This window comes from Sinomonas atrocyanea (genome assembly GCF_030811715.1).
In the GTDB taxonomy this organism is placed as follows: domain Bacteria; phylum Actinomycetota; class Actinomycetes; order Actinomycetales; family Micrococcaceae; genus Sinomonas; species Sinomonas atrocyanea_A.
Genome location: NZ_JAUSRH010000001.1, coordinates 208,076 through 228,420 on the forward strand (window position 1 = coordinate 208,076; position 20,345 = coordinate 228,420).

A 20,345-nucleotide genomic window follows, 5' to 3' on the forward strand; every position below is an offset into this window, starting at 1 on the left:
AAGGTGTCCCGCGACAGTCATTACATGACGCTCACCGACCCCAGCATCACGGACGCAACCCCCGGAGCCCCAGCCCCCGGCTCCGGCTCCGGCGAGCGGACCGCGCAGGCGGCCGGCGGCGTCGTCCATCCCGGCAGCGTTCCGGTCCTCACCCGAGACCTCCGTCCCGGCACGGCCATCGACGCGCACGCGCTCGACGCCGCGGGCATCCCCGTCCTCGACGTCACCATCCCCGTCTACAACGAAGAGGAAGACCTCGAGGAGTGCGTCCGCCGCCTCCACGCCCACCTCTCCCGCACGTTCGAGCACGGCTTCCGGATCACGGTCGCTGACAACGCGTCGACGGACTCGACCCTCCGCGTGGCCGAGCGGCTCGCCCGCGAGCTGCCCGAGGTCCGCGCGGTCCACCTCGAGCAGAAGGGCCGCGGCAACGCGCTCCGCCGGGTCTGGCTCGCCTCGGACGCCCCCGTGCTCGCCTACATGGACGTGGACCTCTCCACCGACCTCGCGGCGCTCGGCCCCCTCGTGGCCCCGCTCCTGTCCGGCCACTCGGACCTCGCGATCGGCACCCGGCTCGCGCGGACCTCGCGGGTGATCCGCGGTCCCAAGCGCGAGTTCGTCTCGCGCTCCTACAACTTCCTGCTGCACTCCCTCATGGGGGCCGGGTTCTCGGACGCGCAGTGCGGGTTCAAGGCCATCCGCGCAGACGTGGCCCAGCAGCTCCTGCCCCACACCCTCGACACCGCCTGGTTCTTCGACACGGAGCTCCTGGTCCTCGCCGAGCGCTGCGGCCTGCGCTGCCACGAGGTCCCGGTGGACTGGACGGACGATCCGGACTCGAAGGTGGACGTGGTCCGCACGGCCCTCGACGACCTCCGCGGCATGTACCGGCTCACGAAGGACCTGGCCCGCGGACGCATCCCCCTCGCCGAGCTGCGCGATGCCCTGGCCCGCGGCCCGCTCCCGGCCGGCGAGCGCGCCGCGGAGGCCGGGCGACGGCAGAGCCTGTTCGGCCAGCTCGCGCGGTTCGCCGCGATCGGGATTGCCTCGACGCTCGCATACGCCGCCCTGTTCGTCCTGGGCCGGGAGTTCATGGACGCGCAGGCCTCGAACTTCGCGGCCCTGCTCATCACCGCCGTGGCGAACACGGCAGCGAACCGCCGCTTCACGTTCGGTGTGCTCGGCGCGGAGCGGCTGGGGCGGCACCACGTCGAGGGGCTCGCGGTCTTCGGCCTCGGCTGGGCCCTCACTGCCGGGGCGCTCGTGTGGATGCACACCGTCGCCAACCCGGCCACGTGGCTCGAGCTCGGCGTCCTGATCGTCGCCAACCTCGCCGCCACCGCCCTCAAGTTCCTCCTCTTCCGCCACTGGGTGTTCCGCCGCCGCGCCTGACCCGCGGGAGGTGACCTCCGGGAGATGACTCCCAGAAGGTGACCTCCAGAAGGTGACTCCCCGACGTAGCCTGCTGACCGAAAGGCCCCCCATGACAACCTCGCTCACCCCGGACACCGGCTCGGGTTCCGGCGCCGGCGTCGTCGACACCACGCCCCCCGCAGCCCCGGGTGGGCGGACAGCGGCGGCCTCCTCCCGCCGTCGTCCGCCCGCCCGGCCCACCTGGCGCCGCGTCGCGTTCGGCGCGGACCAGCCCCGCTGGGTCCGCCCGTCGGCGTTCGGCCTCCTCGTCGCCTCGGGGTTCCTCTACCTCTGGAACCTGACGAACTCAGGCTGGGCCAACGAGTTCTACGCCGCGGCGATCCAGGCCGGCAGCAAGGACTGGACCGCGTGGTTCTTCGGCTCCCTCGACGCCGGCAACGCCATCACCGTGGACAAGCCCCCGGCGGCCTTCTGGATCCCCGGGCTCCTGGGACGGATCTTCGGCTTCAACTCGTTCACCATGCTCCTGCCCGAGGCGCTCATGGGCGTCGCGTCGGTCGCCCTGATGTACGCAGCGGTGAAGCGGGTGAGCGGCCCGGCCGCCGGCCTGATCGCCGGGGGCGCGCTCGCGGCGACCCCGGTGGCCGCGCTCATGTTCCGGTTCAACAACCCCGACGCGATGCTCACGTTCAGCCTGGTCCTGGCCGCCTCCATGACCGTCCGGGCGATCGAGAAGGCCGGCTGGAAGTGGCTCGTCGGCGCGGGCGCCGTCCTAGGTCTCGCCTTCCTGACCAAGATGCTCGCGGGGCTCATCGTCGTCCCCGCGCTCGGCCTGGCGTACCTGTGGGCCGCGCCCACCACGTTGCGCCGCCGGATCCTGCACCTGCTCGGCGCGCTGGGCGGCCTGATCGCCGTCGCGGGAGCCTACATCGCCGCCTTCACGCTCACCCCCACCACCGTGCGGCCCTACATGGCAGGCTCGCAGACCAACAGCTTCCTCGAGCTCACCTTCGGGTACAACGGGCTCGCCCGCATCTTCGGCAACCGCGGGGGCGGCTTCGGCGGCGCGGTGCGGGACCGGGCGTCCGACGCCGGTGCTGCCGCCGGCCCGGACGCGGCGGGCGGCGCGGGATTGGGCGGCTTCGCCGGCGGTGCGCCCGGAGGCGGGGGGCCGGGCGGGGGCAACTCGATGTTCGGGGGCAGTGCGGGCCTGGCGCGGATGTTCGGCTCGAGCTTCGGCACCGAGATCTCCTGGCTCCTGCCCGCCGCCCTGATCCTGCTCGTGGCCGGGCTCTGGTTCACGCGACGGGCCGCACGCACCGACCGGGTGCGGGCCTCCCTCATCGTCTGGGGCGGCTGGACGGTCCTCACCGCAGCCGTGTTCAGCTTCATGACCGGCACGGTGCACTCCTACTATGCGATCGCGCTCGCTCCGGGCATCGCCGGGGTCGTGGGACTCGGCGCCGCCGAGCTGTGGCGCGGGCGGGCCTACTGGCCGTCCCGGATCGTCCTGGCCGTGGTGGTGCTCGGCACGAGCCTCTGGACCGCGGTGCTGCTCGGGCGGGATGCCTCGTGGCTGCCCTGGCTCCGCGTGGTGACCGTGGTCCTGGGCGTCCTCGCCGCCCTCGGCTTCCTGATGCGGGCGGACCGGTTCGGGGCGGGCAGGGTCCGGACCGGGGCCGTGGCCCTCGGCGTCACCGCGCTCCTGGCCGGTGGCCTCGGCCCCGCCGCGTTCACCGTCGCCACGGCGTCGGTGGGCCACAGCGGCGCGATCCCGACGTCGGGCCCGTCCGGCGCGGGCGGCTCCGGAGCGCGCGCGGGGTTCGCGCAGTTCCGCGACCGCCTGGGGGCCACCCGAGACGCTTCTCCGGCCGAGGCCTTCGGCGGGTCCTTCGGCGGCCAGCCCCAGGGCGGTCCCGGAGGCGGGGCGACGGCCTCGAGCGAGGTCGTGGCGCTCCTGAAGCAGGCCACCACCAAGTGGTCCGCGATCACCAACGGCTCGAACTCGGCCTCGTCCCTCGAGCTCGCGTCGAACACCAATGTCATCGCGATGGGCGGCTTCACCGGGAGCGACCCGTACCCGAGCCTGGATGAGTTCAAGAACCTCGTGGCGAAAGGCGACGTGACGTACTACATTGCCGGCGGCGGCATGGGCGGCAGCTTCGGCGGCCGCGGCGGGGGGACCACCGACGCCTCCGCGATCACCCAGTGGGTCGAGGCGAACTTCCAGCCCCAGACCGTCGGCTCGACCACCGTCTATAAGCTGGTCAAGTGATGGCCAGCATGCTCCGCTTCGAGCCGCCCGGGGCGCCGCCGCGCCGCCCCGGGCGTCCGGGAGCCAGCTCCTGGAGGTCACGTCCCGCGGGTCCTCGCGCGGAGCGCGCCCAGGGGCCCGGCGCCGTGCGGCGGCGCGCGCAGCTCGCCGCGGTCCTCGCGGCGATCACGACCCTCTACCTGTGGAACCTCACGGCCAACGGCTGGGCCAACGCGTTCTACTCCGCGGCGGCTCAGGCCGGCAGCCAGAACTGGGAGGCGTTCTTCTTCGGCTCCTCGGATGCCGGGAACTCGATCACGGTGGACAAGCCCCCGGCGTCGCTGTGGATCGTGGACCTGTCGGTGCGCGTGTTCGGGCTCAGCTCTGCCTCGATCCTCGTCCCCGAGGTCCTCATGGGCGTCGCCACGGCGTGGATCCTCTACCTCGCGGTCCGCAGGGCCGTCAGGGCGGCGACCGGAAGCGACGCCGCCGGGCACCGCGGCGGGCTCCTCGCCGCCGTCGTGCTCGCCCTGACCCCCGTGGCGGCGCTCATGTTCCGGTTCAACAACCCGGACGCGCTGCTCGTGCTGCTCATGACGGCGTCCGGCTATGCGGTGGTGCGCTCGGTCCAGGACGGGAGGGCCCGCTGGCTCATCGCGGCAGGCGCACTGCTCGGCCTCGGATTCCTGGCCAAGCAGCTCCAGGTCCTCCTCGTCGTGCCGGGGTTCGGACTCGCGTACCTGTGGGCAGCCCCGCATCCGCTGCGGCGCCGGCTGCTCCACCTCCTCGGTGCGCTCGGGGCGGTGGCCGCCGCGGCGGGCTGGTGGATCCTCGCCGTCGAGCTGACCCCCGCCGGGTCGCGGCCGTTCATCGGCGGCTCCCAGACCAACTCGATCCTCGAGCTCACGTTCGGGTACAACGGGTTCGGCCGGCTCGACGGCAACGAGGTCGGCTCCGTGGGCGGCGGCAACGGCTGGGGCCGCCCGGGCCTCTTCCGGCTCTTCTCAGACACGTTCGGCGGCCAGATCGCGTGGCTCCTGCCCACCGTCCTCATCCTGGGGGCCGCGCTCCTGTGGGTGGGCCGCCGCGCGCCGCGGACCGACCCGGTGCGGGCGTCGGTGATCGTGTGGGGTGGCTGGGTCCTCGTCACGGGCCTCACCTTCAGCCTCATGGCGGGCATCATCCACGAGTACTACTCGGTGGCGCTCGCGCCCGGCATCGCGGCCCTGGCAGGCACCGGCGCGGGAGTCCTGTGGCACCGCCGCTCCGGACGGGCGGAGGCGGCGGTCCTGGCCGCGGCCGTCCTCGCGGCCGGGGTGACGGGCGCCATGCTGCTGGGCCGCGCCACAGGGTTCGTGCCGTGGCTCCCCCCGGTGGTGGCGGCCGCGGGGATCGTCGCAGCCTTCGGCATGGCCGCAGGGCCGTTCGGCCTGCGCCTCACCCCGCGGTGGACCGGGTGGGCCTCGCGGACGACGGCGTCACTCGCCCTCGTCGCGGGCCTCGCCGGCTCGCTGGCGTTCACCCTGCAGACCGTGTCCACCCCGCACACGGGGGCGATCGTGAGCGCGGGCCCGTCCTCCGGGTTCGGCGTCGGCGGGCCGGGCGGGTTCGGTGGCCGGCGCCAGTTCATCCAGGGCCAGTTCGGCCTGAGCACGGGCGGACCGGCCGCGGGCGGCTTCGGCCCGCAGGGCGGGGCCTCGGGCGGCTTCGGCGGACGCGGCGGCGGGGCGGGGCTCCTGGGCGCCAGCACGCCGTCGTCCGCGCTCGTCGCCGCCCTGACCGCCGACGCGGCCAAGTACACGTGGGCCGCGGCCGTGGTCGGATCGAACAACGCGGCCGGCTACCAGCTGGCGACTGGGCAGCCCGCCATGGCGCTGGGCGGGTTCAACGGCACCGACCCCTCCCCCACGCTCGAGCAGTTCCAGCAGCTTGTCGCCGACGGCAGGGTGCACTGGTTCATCGCGGCCTCGCTCATGGGAGGCGATTCGGGCTCCGACGCTGCCCGGCAGATCGCCCAGTGGGTCGAGGCCAACTACACCGCGCAGACCATCGGCGGGAAGACGGTCTACCAGCTCGGGTGAGAGTGGGGTGCCGGAACAGCGGCTGCTGCGGCTACGGTGGGCCCATGGCGGATTCCGAAATCCTGCGCGTTGACGGTCCCGACGGTGTGCGGGAGGTGAAGCTGACCAGCCCGGACAAGGTGCTCTGGCCCGGCGTCGGCGGTGACGGCCCCCTCACGAAGCGCGACCTGGCGGAATACCTCGTCGCGGTGGCGGCGCCGTTCCTCCACCTCAACGGGGACCGGCCCATGACGCTGCAGCGTTTCCCCGAGGGGATCGACGGCGAGGAGTTCTTCTCCAAGCGGCCGCCGCGCGGAGCCCCCGCCTATCTGAGGACGGTCACGTGCACCTACCCGTCCCGCCGCCGCCACGACCAGCTCGTGTTCGATGAGCCCGCCGCGCTGGCCTGGGCGGCGCAGATGGGAACGGTGACCTTCCATCCCTGGCCCGTGCGCACGGCCAATCTCGACAACCCGGACGAGCTGCGGATCGATCTGGACCCGCAGCCCGGGCGGACGTTCGCCGACGCCGTCACCGCGGCCCAGGCCCTGCGGGAGGTCATGGCGGAGGCCGGGCTCACGGCCTACGCGAAGACCTCCGGCAACCGGGGAGTGCACGTCTACGCGCGGATCCGGCCCACGCACGAGTTCCTTCACGTGCGCCACGGGGTCATCGGGATCGCGCGCGAGCTCGAGAGGCGCCTGCCGGAGCTGGTCACGACGTCCTGGTGGAAGGAGGAGCGCGGCGAGCGCGTCTTCGTCGACTTCAACCAGGCCAACCGCGACCGCACCATCGCCGCCGCCTATTCGCCCCGGCCGCTGCCGCATGCGCCGGTCTCGACCCCCCTGACGTGGGAGGAGCTGGCCGACGCCGACCCGCGCGACTTCACGGTGCGCACCGTCCCGGCACTCCTGACCGAGCGGGAGTGCCCCTGGACGGGCATCGACGACACCGCGGGCGACGTCACCGGGGCGCTGGCGCTCTGGGAGCAGGACCTCGAGCGCGGGCTCGGCGAGCTGAACTTCCCGCCGGACTACCCCAAGATGCCCGGCGAGCCTCCGCGTGTCCCTCCGAGCAAGCGCAGGGCCGACCGCGTGGACGCGGACTACATGGCGCCCAAGGCGGAGCGGGACGCCGAATGGGGCACCGCCATCGCGCCCCCGTATGGCCCGATGCTGGCCAAGCCGGTCAAGAAGCTCCCGGAAGGGGACTTCCTCTACGAGCCCAAGTGGGACGGCTTCCGCTCGATCGTGTGGCGCTCCGGCGACCGGGTCGAGATCGGATCGCGCAACGCGCTGCCGATGACCCGCTACTTCCCCGAGCTCGTCGCCGCCTTCGTGGAGAACCTTCCAGACCATTCGGTGATCGACGGCGAGATCATCCTGATCGATCCCGAGTCCGGTGACCGGCTCAACTTCGATGCGCTGCAGCAGCGTATCCATCCCGCGGCCTCGCGCATCGCCAAGCTCAGCGCCGCCACGCCTGCGAGCTTCGTCGCGTTCGACCTGCTCGCGCTCGGGCAGACCAACTACGTCGAGCGGCCGTTCGCCGAGCGCCGCGCGGCGCTCGAGGAGGCGCTCAAGGACGCCGCGCCCCCGGTGTACCTCACGAATGCGACGCCGGACCCGGCCGTCGCCCTGGAGTGGTTCAGCACGTTCGAGGGCGCCGGCCTCGACGGTGTCATCGCCAAGCCGCTCGGCGAGCTGTACGCCGAGGACAAGCGGGTCATGGCAAAGCTGAAGCACGAGCGGACGGCGGACTGCGTCGTCGCCGGGTACCGGCTGTACAAGGACGAGCCGGACGCCATCGGCTCCCTGCTGCTGGGACTGCATGACGACCAGGGCCAGCTCCACTCGGTGGGGGTCATCGGGGCCTTCCCGATGGCCCGCCGGCGCGAGCTGTTCGCCGAGCTGCAGCCGCTCGTCACGACGTTCGAGGGCCACCCGTGGGCGTGGGCGCAGCCCGCGGAGGAGAAGCCTGACAACCGTGACCAGTCGACCCCGCGCACCCCGACCGCGGCGGCCCACTCGCGCTGGAACGCGAACAAGGACCTCTCGTTCACCCCGCTGCGGCCGGAACGCGTCGTCGAGGTGCGCTATGACCACATGGAGGGCGACCGGTTCCGGCACACCGCACAGTGGGTGCGGTGGCGCGAGGACCGCTCGCCCGAGTCCTGCACCTACAGCCAGCTGGAGGAGCCGGTCAGCTACGACCTCTCCTCGGTCCTGAGCGGGGACCAGTAACCTGCCGCGGCGCCGGCCGGCCCACGGGATGCTCAGCCGTTGGGGCGGTGGGGGAGGTACTGGATCGCCCAGCGGTTGCCGTCCGGGTCCTCGAAGCTCACGAAGTGGCCCCAGTCGAGGACCTGGACGTCGCTGACCTCGACCCCGCGCGCGGCGAGCTCGTCGTGGGCCTTGTGGATGTCCGCCACGACGATCTGCAGGGCGGCGGTGCCCGGAGGCTTCTCTGACAGGCCCTCGCCGAAGGCGATCGAGCACGCAGACCCTGGCGGGGTGATCTGCACGAAGCGCAGGTCCTCGCTGACGCGCTGGTCGTAGTCGAGGTGGAAGCCGACCTTGCTGACGTAGAAGTCGATGGATCGGTCGACGTCGCTCACGGGGATGAAGGCCAGTTCGAGTTTCCAGTCCATGCCCTCAAGCTAGACGCGGCGGCACGGGGCGGGAAGACGCCGCCGACCGGCTGCGGACAGCGCCGGTCCGCAGCCCCGGGAAAACTTCTCAAAGAAATTCTCCGAACCGAGTGACCTTTCCGCGGCGCCGGTCGGTTCAAGGGGTGTAGGGCGCACGGTTCGCGTCCTGTCCACTGACTTCAACCCCTTTAGGAGCCGATCCATGTCGATCCTCACCGTCATCACCTCTGGCCTCACGTCGAGCAAGATCGCCGCCAGCGCCGCCGCGCTCGGCGTCCTCACGGTCGGGGGCGTGGGAACCGCTGCCTACACCGGCACGCTTCCGACCCAGGCCCAGGGCGTGGCCCACCAGATCCTGGGCGCCCCGGCCCCCCAGACCGCCGTGGACGACGCGAAGGGCGACGCCACCGCTGCCGGCCAGAAGGTCCAGGACGTCGCGTCCAAGGGTGCCGCGCAGGCCAAGGACGCCGCCGCGAAGACCGCCTCCGAGGCCAAGGGCGCGGCCGCCGACGCCCAGAAGGCCGCGGGCACGGCCGCGTCCTCCGCCGAGGGCTCCTCCACGGGTGCAGCGGACCTGGACCTGGTCGGCCTGTGCCACGCGAACGCCCAGGGCTCGCTCAACGCCTCCTCCGCCGGCTTCAAGAGCCTCGAGGTCGCGGCCAAGGGCCAGGCCAACATCGCCGCCTACTGCCAGGGCCTCGACGCCCAGGCGGCCACCGGCACCGTGAAGCAGGCCGCCGGCAACGCCGTGTCCGCCGCCAAGGCCGCCGTCCCCGGCACCCCCGCCCTCCCCTCGGTCCCGGCCGTCCCCGCCCAGGGCACGCTCCCGAGCGCCCCGGCCGTCCCGAGCGTCCCCGCCGTGCCGTCCGACCTCGGCAGCGCCCTGCACCAGTAACCTGCGGTAGGGTGTTTGACCGTGCCGGGGCCCGCCCCTGTGGTGGCCCCGGCACGCACCGGCACGGCGCCCGCTCCACGCGGGCACCACGTGCCGTGACCGATGGACAGGATGGAGTGGTTGCACACGAGCGAGGATCCCGGAGTGGTGATCGCCGCGGACGATCAGGACAGCCCGGAAGCACTCTTCACCGCCGCCTACCGCGAGTACTCGGGCCCCGTCAGGGGCTACCTGCGCGCGCGGGGCATTGACGACCCCGACGCCGTGACCCATGACGTCTTCCTGGCCCTCTACACGCGGCTCACCCAAGGCGGCACCGACGAGGAGCCCGGTTTCACGGGGGGCCTCGCGGGAACGAAGGCCCTCGCGTTCACCATCGCCCACGGACGCGCCGTCGACCATCACCGCCGCAGGGCGAGGACCCCCTATCTGGTGCCCCACGAGGCAGAGACCGATCCCCGGCGCACGGCCACGACCCCCGAGGACGCCGTCGTCGCAGACAGCGGCGCGCTCGCCCTCCTCGGCACGCTCTCCGAGGACTACCGCGAGGTGCTCCTCCTCCGCATCGTCGCCGACCTCTCGATCGACGAGACCGCCGCGGTCATGGGCCGGACCACAGGCGCCGTCAAGCAGCTCCAGCGCCGGGCGCTGAACGAACTCCGCACGCACGTGCCGACCACAGAACTGAGCAGGCCATGACTTCCGCCTTTGACCCGGACGACCTCAGCGTCGTCGACGAGCTCCTCGAGGGACTGGACGCCGAGGACGCCGAGTCCCTCCGCCCGGTCCTCGCCGAGCTCCGCGGGCTCGCAGAGTCCGAGCCCGTGCTGCCCAACCGGCGCCTGGCCAGCCTCCTCGCCGCCGCGCCCGGCCCCTCCGCCGCTGCCCTGACGTCCGCCGACGAGCAGCCGTCCGCCGACGAGCAGCGCCCCGAAGCCCGGCACGAGGCCGCCCCGGCCACGGTGGTGGACCTCGAGGCAGTCCGCAGCACCCGCAGCCCGTCGCGGCGCCGCCGCGGCCGTCCGGCCACGACCGCGCTCATCATCGCGATCGCCGCCGGCGCCGCCTCCGCCGGCGCCGCCGCCGCGGCCCAGGGCGGCTTCCACCTCTGGCCGGGCAGCAACACCAACGCCGTGGACAACGCGCCCGGCCAGGCTCCGTCCACGGCGGGGACGGGACAGGCGTCCCTCCCTGCCCGGGTGGCGCCCGCCGTCCCGGCCCCGGGCAGCTCATCTGCGCCGGAGGGCACCCAGGCGCCGGCCACGGTGGCACCCGCGTCAGCGCGGCCGGCGTCGCCCGTCACGCCGTCTGCTCCCGCGCCCGCCGGCAGCGTCCCCGCTGTCCCGCTCCCGCAGCTGCCGCTCAGCCCGCCCTCGCTCGCGCCGAGCGCAGTGCCCACGATGCCGCACCTGCCGCCCGCACCCACGCCGCCGTCGCTGCTGCCCGGCCTGCTGCCGAAGCTGCCGTAGGACGGGCCGGCCGCCGGCGCGGGCGGCCCGCCCGCGCCGGCGGGCCCTGCTATTTGGCCAGGCCGTAGAGGCGGTCTCCCGCGTCGCCCAGTCCGGGGACGATGTAGGCCTTCTCGTTGAGCCGCTCGTCGATCGAGGCGAGCACGATCTTCACGTTCGAGTCCCCCAGCCCCTTCTCGAGGCGCGCGAGCCCTTCAGGGGCGGCGAGCAGGCAGATGCACGTGACATCGCTGGCGCCGCGCCGGAAGAGGAACTTCACGGCCTCGCTCAGGGTCCCGCCGGTGGCGAGCATGGGATCGAGCACGAACACCTGGCGGCCCGTGAGGTCCTCGGGGAGCCGCTCCGCGTAGGTGACGATGTCGAGCGTCTCCTCGTCACGGGCCATCCCGAGGAAGCCGACCTCTGCCGTCGGCACGAGCTTGACCATGCCCTCGAGCATGCCCAGGCCCGCGCGCAGGATGGGCACCACGAGGGGTGTGGGCTTGGTGAATGCCGTCCCCACCGTGGTGGTGACGGGCGTCTCGATCGTCACTGGCTCGGTGCGCACCTCCCGGGTGGCCTCGTAGGCCAGGAGGGTCACGAGCTCCTCGGCCAGCTGCCGGAACACCGGGCTGGGGGTGTTCTTGTCCCGCAGCACGGTCAGCTTGTGCGCGACGAGGGGGTGGTCGACGACGAGAGTTCGCATGGCAGAGAACCTACCAGCCCCTCCTGACAGGCTCACCCCGTCCGGCGCCCCGCCTCCCCCTCAGAGGGAGGACGACGGCGGCACCCTGCCGCCGCCGTCGGGCGCAGCCTCCGCGGTGGCCCGCTCCGCCCGTGCGCGGCGCACGAGATGGAAGACCTGGTGGGCGATGATCACGACCGTGAGCCACGCGCAGCCGAGGAACCACGCGGCCACGACGTCCGTGAGCCAGTGGTGGCCGAGGAAGACCCGGGAGAGCCCGATGGCGAGCGCGTAGAGCGCGCCGAGGCAGATGACCGCGGCGCGCGTCCACGCGCTGCGGACCCTGAGGCAGACGAGGTAGACGACGATGCCGGCGATCACTGTCGCATTGAGGGTGTGCCCGCTCGGGAAGGACGCGGAGTACTCGTACGGCGGGACCGCGAGCTCGTGCGGCGGCCGGGCCCGCGCGGTGAGCTGCTTGCCGAAGATGGTCGCGAGCAGCGAGCCGAGGGCCGCCGCCGGGACGAGGACGAGGGGCCTCCAGTGCCGCATCCACACGGCCAGCAGCACCATCGCCACGGCGGCGACGATGGGCGCAATCACCCCTCCGCCAATATTCGTGACCACCGTGACCGCCGTGTCGAGGGCCGGCGTCCGGGCCGCGACGGCCCACGTGAGCACCGGCTGGTCCAACGCTGCGAGCTCGTCCTTCTGGACCACGGACTCGTACACCTCGCCGCCCGCCCACGAGAACCCGAGGGTCAGGACCGCGCCCACGGCGAGCAGCACCCACATCGTGGCGTTCGGACCGAGCCGACGGCCGATCGCGGCGATCCAGCGGCGCAGCCCACTTCCCTCGTCCACGTCCGACTCCTCTCCGCCGCAGTCGGCTCGGTGCGGCCTGCAGGAGCCGGGCCGCACCGGGCCGCGCTGTCTGCGCCCGAACCTATCATTGGAGCCATGCCCACCCCCGGACCGCACACGCAGGATCGCGCCCACGCCTCGTGGATGCGGCTCGCCCTCAAGCAGGCGCGGGCCGCCGAGACGACCGGGGACGTCCCGATCGGGGCAGTCGTAGTGGGGCCCGACGGGGCGGTGGTCGCCACCGGGCGCAACGAGCGCGAGGCACTCGGCGACCCGACGGCGCACGCGGAGGTCCAGGCGATCCGCTCGGCCGCGGCCGCCCTGGCGCACGACGGCGCGGGCGACGGCTGGCGTCTGGCCGACTGCACCCTGGTGGTCACCCTCGAGCCCTGCGCGATGTGCGCCGGCGCCATCGTCCTGGCGAGGATCCCGCGCGTGGTGTTCGGCGCCTGGGACGAGAAGGCCGGAGCCGCCGGGAGCGTGTTCGACGTCCTCCGCGAGCGGCGCCTCAACCACTGGGTCGAGGTCTACCCGGGCGTGCTCGAGGAGGAGTGCGGGGCGCTCCTGCGCGGGTTCTTCGCCCAGCACCGCTGACCCCGTGGGTGGAATGATGGGCGGGACATCGGGCGGCAACCTCACATTTCCTCCTTCCCCGGCGTCTTCATGGTGATGGACACGAAACAGCCCTTCGAAAAGCTCGTCGAGCTCCACGGAGCCGCGGTGCTGCGGGTGTGCCGTGCGGTCGTCGGCCCGCTGGACGCCGAGGACGTCTGGCAGGAGACCTTCCTCTCGGCCCTGCGCGCCTACACCGACCTGCCGCCCGATGCCAACGTCGAGGCGTGGCTCGTGACCATCGCCCACCGCCGTTCGCTCGACGCCGTACGGGCAGCGGGGCGCCGAGCCGTCCCCGTCGAGTCCGTGCCGGAGGGACGCTCGCCGCTCGGGAACCCTGCCCCGCCGGACGACGGCGTGTGGGGCCAGGTCGCGCGCCTGCCCGACAAGCAGCGGCGCGTCATCGCCTACCGCTACCTCGGCGATCTTCCCTTCGGGGAGATCGCCGCGATCGTCGGCGGCACCCCCGCCGCCGCCCGACGCTCCGCCGCGGACGGGCTCAGGAAGCTGCGCACCCTCGTCTCGGCAGACCTGCTGCCCGAAGGAGACCCCTCATGAACCGCCCCCACATCGACACGGCTGCAACCGGTGCCGACTCCCCGTCACCGGGCCCCGGCGCCGTGGACCTCGCCTTCGCCCCCCACCTGACGGTGATCGAACCCGGCACCCTCGAGCGGCTCCGGGGCTCGCTGGCGGCCGAGGCCGGCCGGGAGGGACTGCTCGACGTCGCCTACCGGGTGGTCGACTCGCCGCTGGGCCAGCTCCTCATCGCCGCGACCGAACGCGGCCTGGTCCGCGTGGCCTTCGAGCGGGAGGGCCTCGACGCCGTCCTGCAGACCCTCGCCGACCGGCTGAGCCCGCGCATCCTCGAGGCCCCCGGGCGCCTGGGCTCCGCCGCCCGCGAGATCGAGGAGTACTTCGCCGGCCGGCGCACGAGCTTCGATCTGCCCTTGGACCTGAGCCTCTCCGCCGGGTTCCGCCGCACCGTGCTCGCCCATCTCGGTGAGATCCCCTTCGGCTCCACCGAGAGCTACACCGAGGTTGCCCGCGCCGTGGGGAACCCGAAGGCCGTCCGCGCGGTCGGATCGGCATGCGCGACCAATCCTCTCCCGCTCGTGATCCCGTGCCATCGGGTGCTGCGCTCCGACGGGAGCCTCGGCGGCTACATCGGCGGCCTGGAGGCGAAGACCGCGCTGCTCTCGCTCGAGGCGGCCGCATGAGCGGGGCGCTCTTCGGTGACGAGCTGCTCGAGAGGCCCCGCCGCGAGCTCGCCCCGGGCGCCGTCCATGTGCCCGGCTGGCTCACCCTCGAGCAGCAGGCGTGGATCGCCGAGCGGTTCCGCGAGTGGTCGGCCGGCCCGGTGCCCCCGCGGGCGGCGGCCGTGAGGGGGCACGAAATGTCCGTGAAGACGGTGTGCCTGGGCTGGCACTGGCAGCCCTACCGCTACACGCGCGAGGCGACCGACGTCAACGGCGCCCGGGTGCTGCCGCTGCCCGACTGGCTCGAGCGCGTGGGACGGCTCGCTGTCGCCGAGGCCTACGGCCCCAGCAAGACGGTCCGCCAGTACGCGCCCGACACTGCACTCGTGAACTACTACGACGAGGACGCGCGGATGGGCATGCACCAGGACAAGGACGAGGTCTCCCGCGCGCCGGTCGTGTCCCTGTCCGTGGGCAACAGCTGCCTGTTCCGCTTCGGCAACTCGGAATCACGGGCGCGGCCGTACGAGGACCTCGTGCTGGCCTCCGGTGACCTCTTCGTGTTCGGCGGCCCGGCGCGGCTCGCCTTCCACGGCGTGATGAAGACCTATCCGGGCACTGCGCCCGCCGGGTGCGGTCTCGAGACAGGGCGCATCAACATCACCCTCCGCGTGACCGGACTGGACTGAAGGAGCATCCCCATGGCCGAGGCAGCACTCATCACGGGCGAGGACGGTCTCTCCCGGCCGCTCTGGGCGAGCGCGGACGCGCTCATGCGCGAGTACTACGACACCGAGTGGGGCATGCCCGTGCGCGATGAGCAGGGCGTGTACGAGCGGATCTGCCTCGAGGGCTTCCAGGCCGGCCTCTCCTGGGCCACGATCCTGCGGAAGCGGCCTGCGTTCCGCGCGGCCTTCGCCGGCTTCGACCCCGAGGCCGTCGCACGGTTCACGTCCGAGGACGTGGAGCGGCTCATGCTCGACGGGGGAATCGTCCGCAACCGGGCCAAGATCACCGCCTCCATCACCAACGCGCGCGCCACCCTCGCGCTCCGCGACGAGGGGGGCCTGGCTGAGTTCGTGTGGTCGTTCCAGCCCGCCGAGACGCCTGCGCCGGCCTCCTTCGCCGAGATCCCGTCCACCTCGCCGGAATCCATCGCCCTCTCGAAGGCGCTGCGCAAGAAGGGCTTCGCGTTCGTGGGCCCCACCACGATGTTCGCCCTCATGGAGGCCATCGGCATCATCGACACCCACCTCGTGGGCAGCCACCGCCGCGGCAGCTCCGGCGTGTGGGGCTAACCCACGGTGCTCGAGCGCAGCGACGCGGAGCCGAAACCCCGCCGTCCCGGGACGGCCGCGGCCGCCACGGCACCCATCCGGCTGGAGGCCCCCGGCGGCCTCGCGTCCTCCGCGATGCTCGCGAGCCTCGCGGCCCACACCGTGCCGGGCGCCGAACGCACCGACCCCACCACGGGCACCCACGAGCGGCTCGTGCACACCGCCCAAGGAGCGGTCGCCGTCTCGGTGCGGCTCGACGACCACGGCGTCGACCTCACCGTCCACGCTTCCCCAGACGTCATGGCGGCTGTGGTGCCGGCGGTCAGGTCATGGCTGGACCTCTCGACCGACCTGGGCGCCGTCCGCACGGCCCTGCGCGCCGATCCGCTCCTCCGACCTCTCGTGGACGCCCGGCCCGCATTGCGGGTCACCGGAACCACCGACGTCTTCCAGACCGCTGTGACAACCGTGCTCGGCCAACAGGTCTCCCTCGCGGCAGGACGCACCTTCGCGGGGCGCCTCGTAGTCGCCTACGGGCAGCCCGGTCCTCACCGGTTCACCCAGTTCCCCACCGCCGCCGTCCTCGCCGAGGTCCGGCCGGAGGAACTCCAAGCCGCCGTCGGCCTGACGTCCTCCCGCGCCCGCACGGTCCGCGCCCTCGCGGAGGCCTTCGCGGACCGGGGCCACTCTCCCGGTGACGCCGGCCTCAGGCTCACGCGCGACGAGCTCCTCGCCGTCCACGGGGTGGGGCCCTGGACCGCCGATTACCTCGAGGTCCGCACCGGCAGCCGGGACGCCTTCGCCCCAGGGGACCTCGTGCTGCGCCGCGCCCTCGGCGGCATCAGCCCAGCTGAGGCTGCCCGCCGTGCGGAGGCCTGGCGGCCCTTCCGCGCATATGCGCTCGTCCACCTATGGACAGCCACCGCCTACGCGCCTGACACCGGCAGCGGCCGCCGGACCCAGGCGGGATCGGACGCCCTCCGTCAGGAGGTCGAGCTCGCGCCGAGGTCCCAGTTTGGACACACGGGCTCGACTCGGTAGAGTAGATGCCTGCTGGTGGTGTGTCCGAGCGGCCGAAGGTGCATCACTCGAAATGATGTTTGGGGCAACCCAACGGGGGTTCAAATCCCTCCACCACCGCCCAGCACGAAGGCCCCGCCTTCCCCGGAATCCCGGGGATCGCGGGGCCTTCGTCATCCCGCACGGCGGCCGCGCGGGACGCCCGCAGGCAGCTCGCCTTCCGCACCTGCCCGTTCCCTGCGCTCCGGCGTAGTATGCCGCCCACAGCGTCGATACGAGAGGGACCCCCATGGCCGTGGAATGGCTCGACGAGGCCAACGCCGAGCTCCGTCCCGGCCTCGCCGCCGTCAAGACCGCGGATTCCCCGGCCCGGAGCGAGTGAGGGCCAGAGGCGGTGTCCTTCGTCGAGCTGTCCCTCATCTGCATCGTCGCGCTGCTCGGTCCCGCGCTTGCAGCCAGGAGGTCCTGGCATCTGCCGCTCGTGCTGGGCGAGCTCATCGCGGGCGTCGTCGTCGGCAAGTCGCTGCTCGGCTGGGTCGACTCGGACAACGAGACCCTGACCTTCCTCGCTGACCTCGGCTTCGCCCTCATGATGTTCGTGGCGGGGACCCATGTGCCGATGCGGGACCGGTCCATCCGCGACGCCGTGGGCAAGGGGGCGTTCCGGATGGCCGTGACCTCGGCCGTCGCCGCCGCCCTCGGGATCGGCACCGCCCTCCTGATCGGCTCGGCCCATGCGCCCCTGTATGTGGTCCTCATGGCCTCGTCCTCCGCGGCGCTCGTGCTCCCGATCGTCGACTCGCTCAAGCTCACGGGCCGCAGCGTCCTCGAGCTGACGGCGCAGGTCGCGCTTGCCGACGTGGCCGCGATCGTGGCGCTGCCGCTCGCCATCGACCCGGCCAACGCCGGGCCCAAGGCCATCGGGGCGTTCGCGGTGGCTGTCTGCGCGCTCGTGCTCTGGTGGGTGCTCAGGCACTTCGAGAAGGACGGCTCGCGGCGCCGCCTCCACAGCTTCTCCGAGGAGCGCAAGTTCGCCTTGGAGCTGCGCATCCAGCTCTCCATCCTGTTCGCTCTGGCAGGGCTGGCCGTGTTCACGCACGTCTCGGTCATGCTCTCGGGCTTCGCGTTCGGCCTGGCCGTCTCCGCCGTGGGCGAGCCGCGGAGGCTGGCGCGCCAGCTCTTCGCCCTCAACGACGGCTTCCTGGGACCTGTGTTCTTCGTGTGGCTGGGCGCCTCGATCGACCTGCGCCAGCTCGGCGGGCACCCGCAGATGGTCGTGCTCGGGCTCCTGATCGGGGGCGGAGCGGTGGTCGCGCACGCCGTGAGCCGGATGACGGGGCTCCCCCTGCCGTTCGCGATCGGCTCGGCGGCGCAGCTCGGGGTTCCCGTGGCCGCCGCGACGATCGGGCGCAGCCTCGGAGTCCTCGCCCCCGGCGAGGACTCCGCGCTGCTCCTCGGCGCGCTCCTCACCATTGGGAGCACGACGGCGGCGGCCTCCTGGGCTGCCAAGCGCGCCGCCGGCGCGGGACCGGCGCCGGGACCCGCCGCCCCCGCGGACGGGGGCGCCCAACCGGCGCAGTAGGGCGACGTCCACGGCCCGGTCCGCGGCTCTGGACACAGACCCCGGCCGCGCCCACACTGGCCGCATGCGAGCCAAGATCAGCACCCCCCACCGGCCGCACCGGCACGAGGCAGGTAGCCGGGCAGCGAGCCCTGACGCCGCCGGATCCCCCGCCCGCGCGGCAGGAGAAGGCGGCTCCGCTCCGGCTCTGGCTCCGCCCCGGCCGCCCATCGCGGGCCCGGTCACGGGCGAAGAGCTCGAGCTCGCCCGCCGCAACCACTCCGCCCCGCTCGAGTCACTCCGCTGGCCGCTGACACCGCCCGGCCTGCACTACACGGTGGTCCACTTCGACATCCCGGACGTGCGCCCGGAGGACTGGCGCCTGCGGGTCCACGGAGCGGTCGAGCACCCGCTCGAGCTCACCCTGAGCGAGCTCCGGAGCCGTCCTCGGCGCACGGCTGCCGTGACCCTCGAGTGCGCCGGCAACGGGCGGGGACGCCTGGAGCCGCGCCCCCCGAGCATCCCGTGGGACACGGGAGCCGTCGGCACCGCCGAGTGGACCGGGACACCGCTCGCCCCGCTCCTGGCGGAAGCCGGGATTGCTGCCGACGCCGTCGATCTGGTGTTCACGGGCGCCGACCGCGGCGTCCAGGCCGGGCTCGAACAGGACTACGCCCGCTCGCTGCGTGCTGCGGACGCCCTCGCAGAGGAGGTGCTCCTCGCCTACGAGATGGGCGGCGCACCGCTCCCGCCCCAGCACGGGTATCCGCTGCGGCTCCTCGTCCCGGGCTGGTACGGGATGGCGAGCGTGAAGTGGCTCACCTCCATCCAGGTGCTCGATCGGCCGGCGCGGGTGTTCCAGAACGAGAGCACCTACCGCTACTCCCTGGCCGCGGACGATCCCGGCGAGCCGGTCAGCCGGATGAGGGTCCGATCGCTCATGGTCCCGCCCGGCCTGCCCGACTTCTTCACCCGCCGCCGATCCCTCGGTGCCGGGCCCACCACGATTCGAGGCCGGGCCTGGTCCGGCGAGGGGCCGGTGGTCCGGGTCGAGGTCGCGATCGACGGTGTCTGGACGGAGGCCCAGGTGGAGCCGCCGACCGCAGCGCATGCGTGGCAGGAGTTCAGCCTGGTCTGGGTCGCCGCCCCGGGAGCCCACACGCTCGCCAGCCGGGCGACCGACGCCAGCGGGCGGGTCCAGCCCCTCGAGCAGGCCTGGACGTTCCAGGGCATGGGCAACAATGCGGTCCAGGAGCTCACGGTCGACGTCCGCGCGTGAGCCGGCCCCCGCGGACGTCCACCCGCACGGAGGGATCTGGCGGCGGAACGCCGTAGCCGTACTGTGGCCGTGTCGTGCCTTGACGCCGGTGTGACAGGAGTGAATTGTGGGATTATGAACCGCGTCCAGCGCAGCCTCGCCTTCCTCTCCCCGCTCGCCCTCGCAGCGGTGCTGGCGGCCTGCGGCACGGGAGGCGCCCAACCGGCTGCGTCGCCCTCCTCCGCCTCGCCCAGCCCCACGTCCTCCAGTGCCAGCCCCTCATCGAGCGAGTCCCCGACGGGACCCGGCAGCGCGGGGCCGAGCACCGGGGGCCCGCAGACCTCCACCCCCGCCGCCGGCGGAGTCGCCCGGTGCGTCTCGAACCAGCTCCAGGGCAGCCTCCAGCCCGGCGCGGGCGGCGCAGCGGGGACGGTGTACCAGAAGATCGCCCTCAAGAACGTCTCCCAGTCGCCCTGCCTGCTCGAGGGCTTCGCGGGGGTGTCCCTGACCAACGGCCCCGACGGCGCCCCGATCGGCGCACCGGCAGACCGCGACGCCACGGTGCCCGTCGTGCCGATCGTGCTCCAGCCGGGCCAGAGCGGCGCGGCGGACTTCGGGCTGCACCAGGCACGGAACTACACCGGCTGCACCGTGGTCAACGCCGCCGGCTACCGGGTCTACCCGCCCGAGGACTATGGGTCGCTGTTCATCCCCGCCCAGGTCACCGCCTGCTCGAATAGTGATATCCACCTGCTGACGCTGCGCGCGTTCCAGCCGTCCTGATTCTGCCCGCGAAGATATTCCGCGCACCCAGGCCGGGGAATTCCTGCGAGAAATTACTCAGGGAATTCCCCGGCTTCTTGATTTCCGGGTGCAGCCGGCGGGCTGCAGCAGAGGGACGGCCGGAGGCTCAAGGCGCTCCGGCCGTCCGGGCCGGCACCCGTGGACTGCTCAACGCGGCGCGGCCGCGGAGCCGGGCTGCCGGCTGACCCTCCGGGACGCCCGGCCACTGGCCGGGCGCTCGCTCAGAGGGCGTCCTTGCGCCGCCGCGGCAGGAACTGCTCCGCGGTGGCCTTCGCCTTCTTGTCGGCCCGCTTCTCCTTGATGGACCGCCCCTGCTTGAGGTTCTTCGAATTTCGCGGCGACTTTCCCGACATTTCAGCTCCCTGCGTTGTGGATTCGAAAACT

General features: G+C 73.0%; 20 protein-coding genes and 1 tRNA gene. 17 read left to right on the forward strand and 4 right to left on the reverse strand.

Annotated elements, in window-relative coordinates; all coding sequences use genetic code 11:
* Positions 1–24: 24 nt before the first annotated feature.
* The 4 genes from J2W21_RS01030 (at position 25) to J2W21_RS01045 (ending at position 7,931) form a co-directional block, all read left to right on the forward strand.
* On the forward strand, positions 25–1,392 hold the full coding sequence (locus tag J2W21_RS01030; protein ID WP_307112650.1) for a bifunctional glycosyltransferase family 2/GtrA family protein: 1,368 nt from the start codon (positions 25–27) through the stop codon (positions 1,390–1,392).
* Between the two features lie 91 nt (positions 1,393–1,483).
* Positions 1,484–3,649: an ArnT family glycosyltransferase gene (locus tag J2W21_RS01035; protein WP_307112651.1), complete on the forward strand. Its 2,166-nt coding sequence runs from the start codon at positions 1,484–1,486 to the stop codon at positions 3,647–3,649.
* Entirely contained in the window at positions 3,649–5,709 is a 2,061-nt protein-coding gene (locus J2W21_RS01040) for an ArnT family glycosyltransferase (RefSeq protein WP_307112652.1), read from the forward strand. Before J2W21_RS01035 ends, J2W21_RS01040 begins: the two co-directional genes overlap by 1 nt.
* A 44-nt stretch (positions 5,710–5,753) precedes the next feature.
* On the forward strand, positions 5,754–7,931 hold the full coding sequence (locus tag J2W21_RS01045) for an ATP-dependent DNA ligase (protein WP_307112653.1): 2,178 nt from the start codon (positions 5,754–5,756) through the stop codon (positions 7,929–7,931).
* A gap of 32 nt (positions 7,932–7,963) precedes the next feature.
* On the opposite strand, the gene J2W21_RS01050 is transcribed toward J2W21_RS01045, so the two are convergent.
* Positions 7,964–8,338: a VOC family protein gene (locus tag J2W21_RS01050; protein WP_307112654.1), complete on the reverse strand. Its 375-nt coding sequence runs from the start codon at positions 8,336–8,338 to the stop codon at positions 7,964–7,966.
* 202 nt (positions 8,339–8,540) lie between these two features.
* Here J2W21_RS01050 and J2W21_RS01055 point away from each other — a divergent pair, with 202 nt between their 5' ends.
* The 3 genes from J2W21_RS01055 (at position 8,541) to J2W21_RS01065 (ending at position 10,702) form a co-directional block, all read left to right on the forward strand.
* Positions 8,541–9,233, forward strand: coding sequence for a protein tyrosine phosphatase (locus tag J2W21_RS01055; protein ID WP_307112655.1), 693 nt, complete (start codon positions 8,541–8,543; stop codon positions 9,231–9,233).
* 111 nt (positions 9,234–9,344) lie between these two features.
* A complete protein-coding gene (locus tag J2W21_RS01060; protein ID WP_307112656.1) occupies positions 9,345–9,932 on the forward strand; it encodes an RNA polymerase sigma factor in 588 nt (195 codons plus the stop codon).
* On the forward strand, positions 9,929–10,702 hold the full coding sequence (locus J2W21_RS01065; protein ID WP_307112657.1) for a hypothetical protein: 774 nt from the start codon (positions 9,929–9,931) through the stop codon (positions 10,700–10,702). Before J2W21_RS01060 ends, J2W21_RS01065 begins: the two co-directional genes overlap by 4 nt.
* Before the next feature lie 49 nt (positions 10,703–10,751).
* Here J2W21_RS01065 and upp read toward each other — a convergent pair whose 3' ends face one another.
* Both upp and J2W21_RS01075 read right to left on the reverse strand, forming a co-directional pair.
* Positions 10,752–11,387 carry a uracil phosphoribosyltransferase gene (gene upp, locus J2W21_RS01070; protein ID WP_307112658.1) on the reverse strand — a complete coding sequence of 212 codons (636 nt, stop codon included), beginning with the start codon at positions 11,385–11,387 and terminating at the stop codon, positions 10,752–10,754.
* 60 nt (positions 11,388–11,447) lie between these two features.
* Positions 11,448–12,230 (reverse strand): phosphatase PAP2 family protein, encoded by a 783-nt coding sequence (locus J2W21_RS01075; protein ID WP_307112659.1) that lies wholly within the window; start codon positions 12,228–12,230, stop codon positions 11,448–11,450.
* 96 nt (positions 12,231–12,326) lie between these two features.
* On the opposite strand from J2W21_RS01075, the gene tadA reads away from it, so the two are divergent.
* The 10 genes from tadA (at position 12,327) to J2W21_RS01125 (ending at position 19,940) form a co-directional block, all read left to right on the forward strand.
* Positions 12,327–12,824: a tRNA adenosine(34) deaminase TadA gene (gene tadA, locus J2W21_RS01080; RefSeq protein WP_307112660.1), complete on the forward strand. Its 498-nt coding sequence runs from the start codon at positions 12,327–12,329 to the stop codon at positions 12,822–12,824.
* Between the two features lie 75 nt (positions 12,825–12,899).
* Positions 12,900–13,400: an RNA polymerase sigma factor gene (locus J2W21_RS01085; RefSeq protein WP_307112661.1), complete on the forward strand. Its 501-nt coding sequence runs from the start codon at positions 12,900–12,902 to the stop codon at positions 13,398–13,400.
* Positions 13,397–14,062, forward strand: a complete 666-nt coding sequence (locus J2W21_RS01090; RefSeq protein WP_307112662.1) for a methylated-DNA--[protein]-cysteine S-methyltransferase — start codon at positions 13,397–13,399, stop codon at positions 14,060–14,062. Before J2W21_RS01085 ends, J2W21_RS01090 begins: the two co-directional genes overlap by 4 nt.
* Positions 14,059–14,730, forward strand: a complete 672-nt coding sequence (locus J2W21_RS01095) for an alpha-ketoglutarate-dependent dioxygenase AlkB family protein (protein WP_307112663.1) — start codon at positions 14,059–14,061, stop codon at positions 14,728–14,730. Before J2W21_RS01090 ends, J2W21_RS01095 begins: the two co-directional genes overlap by 4 nt.
* Positions 14,731–14,742: 12 nt before the next feature.
* The gene (locus J2W21_RS01100) at positions 14,743–15,339 is read left to right on the forward strand and encodes a DNA-3-methyladenine glycosylase I (protein WP_307112664.1); all 597 of its coding nucleotides are present in this window, start codon (positions 14,743–14,745) and stop codon (positions 15,337–15,339) included.
* A 6-nt stretch (positions 15,340–15,345) separates the two neighbouring features.
* Positions 15,346–16,359 (forward strand): DNA-3-methyladenine glycosylase family protein, encoded by a 1,014-nt coding sequence (locus tag J2W21_RS01105; RefSeq protein WP_307112665.1) that lies wholly within the window; start codon positions 15,346–15,348, stop codon positions 16,357–16,359.
* Positions 16,360–16,373: 14 nt separating this feature from the next.
* Positions 16,374–16,458: transfer RNA gene (locus tag J2W21_RS01110), tRNA-Ser, on the forward strand.
* A 274-nt stretch (positions 16,459–16,732) separates the two neighbouring features.
* Complete coding sequence (locus tag J2W21_RS01115; RefSeq protein ID WP_307112666.1) at positions 16,733–17,920, forward strand: cation:proton antiporter; 1,188 nt, start codon at positions 16,733–16,735, stop codon at positions 17,918–17,920.
* A 64-nt stretch (positions 17,921–17,984) separates the two neighbouring features.
* Entirely contained in the window at positions 17,985–19,178 is a 1,194-nt protein-coding gene (locus J2W21_RS01120; protein ID WP_307112667.1) for a sulfite oxidase, read from the forward strand.
* Between the two features lie 114 nt (positions 19,179–19,292).
* Positions 19,293–19,940, forward strand: coding sequence for a DUF4232 domain-containing protein (locus tag J2W21_RS01125; protein ID WP_307112668.1), 648 nt, complete (start codon positions 19,293–19,295; stop codon positions 19,938–19,940).
* 242 nt (positions 19,941–20,182) lie between these two features.
* Here J2W21_RS01125 and J2W21_RS01130 read toward each other — a convergent pair whose 3' ends face one another.
* Complete coding sequence (locus tag J2W21_RS01130; protein ID WP_307112669.1) at positions 20,183–20,314, reverse strand: hypothetical protein; 132 nt, start codon at positions 20,312–20,314, stop codon at positions 20,183–20,185.
* Positions 20,315–20,345: the final 31 nt, after the last annotated feature.

What these genes read in the sequence shown, in the direction of transcription:
- J2W21_RS01055 (WP_307112655.1), top strand. Translation starts at nt 8,541, where the DNA reads ATGTCGATCCTCACCGTCATCACCTCTGGCCTCACGTCGAGCAAGATC.
- J2W21_RS01065 (WP_307112657.1), top strand. Translation starts at nt 9,929, where the DNA reads ATGACTTCCGCCTTTGACCCGGACGACCTCAGCGTCGTCGACGAGCTC.
- J2W21_RS01050 (WP_307112654.1), bottom strand. Translation starts at nt 8,338, where the DNA reads ATGGACTGGAAACTCGAACTGGCCTTCATCCCCGTGAGCGACGTCGAC.
- J2W21_RS01090 (WP_307112662.1), top strand. Translation starts at nt 13,397, where the DNA reads ATGAACCGCCCCCACATCGACACGGCTGCAACCGGTGCCGACTCCCCG.
- J2W21_RS01100 (WP_307112664.1), top strand. Translation starts at nt 14,743, where the DNA reads ATGGCCGAGGCAGCACTCATCACGGGCGAGGACGGTCTCTCCCGGCCG.
- J2W21_RS01125 (WP_307112668.1), top strand. Translation starts at nt 19,293, where the DNA reads ATGAACCGCGTCCAGCGCAGCCTCGCCTTCCTCTCCCCGCTCGCCCTC.
- upp (WP_307112658.1), bottom strand. Translation starts at nt 11,387, where the DNA reads ATGCGAACTCTCGTCGTCGACCACCCCCTCGTCGCGCACAAGCTGACC.
- J2W21_RS01130 (WP_307112669.1), bottom strand. Translation starts at nt 20,314, where the DNA reads ATGTCGGGAAAGTCGCCGCGAAATTCGAAGAACCTCAAGCAGGGGCGG.
- J2W21_RS01045 (WP_307112653.1), top strand. Translation starts at nt 5,754, where the DNA reads ATGGCGGATTCCGAAATCCTGCGCGTTGACGGTCCCGACGGTGTGCGG.
- J2W21_RS01095 (WP_307112663.1), top strand. Translation starts at nt 14,059, where the DNA reads ATGAGCGGGGCGCTCTTCGGTGACGAGCTGCTCGAGAGGCCCCGCCGC.
- J2W21_RS01030 (WP_307112650.1), top strand. Translation starts at nt 25, where the DNA reads ATGACGCTCACCGACCCCAGCATCACGGACGCAACCCCCGGAGCCCCA.
- J2W21_RS01035 (WP_307112651.1), top strand. Translation starts at nt 1,484, where the DNA reads ATGACAACCTCGCTCACCCCGGACACCGGCTCGGGTTCCGGCGCCGGC.
- J2W21_RS01085 (WP_307112661.1), top strand. Translation starts at nt 12,900, where the DNA reads ATGGACACGAAACAGCCCTTCGAAAAGCTCGTCGAGCTCCACGGAGCC.
- J2W21_RS01060 (WP_307112656.1), top strand. Translation starts at nt 9,345, where the DNA reads ATGGAGTGGTTGCACACGAGCGAGGATCCCGGAGTGGTGATCGCCGCG.
- tadA (WP_307112660.1), top strand. Translation starts at nt 12,327, where the DNA reads ATGCCCACCCCCGGACCGCACACGCAGGATCGCGCCCACGCCTCGTGG.
- J2W21_RS01040 (WP_307112652.1), top strand. Translation starts at nt 3,649, where the DNA reads ATGGCCAGCATGCTCCGCTTCGAGCCGCCCGGGGCGCCGCCGCGCCGC.
- J2W21_RS01120 (WP_307112667.1), top strand. Translation starts at nt 17,985, where the DNA reads ATGCGAGCCAAGATCAGCACCCCCCACCGGCCGCACCGGCACGAGGCA.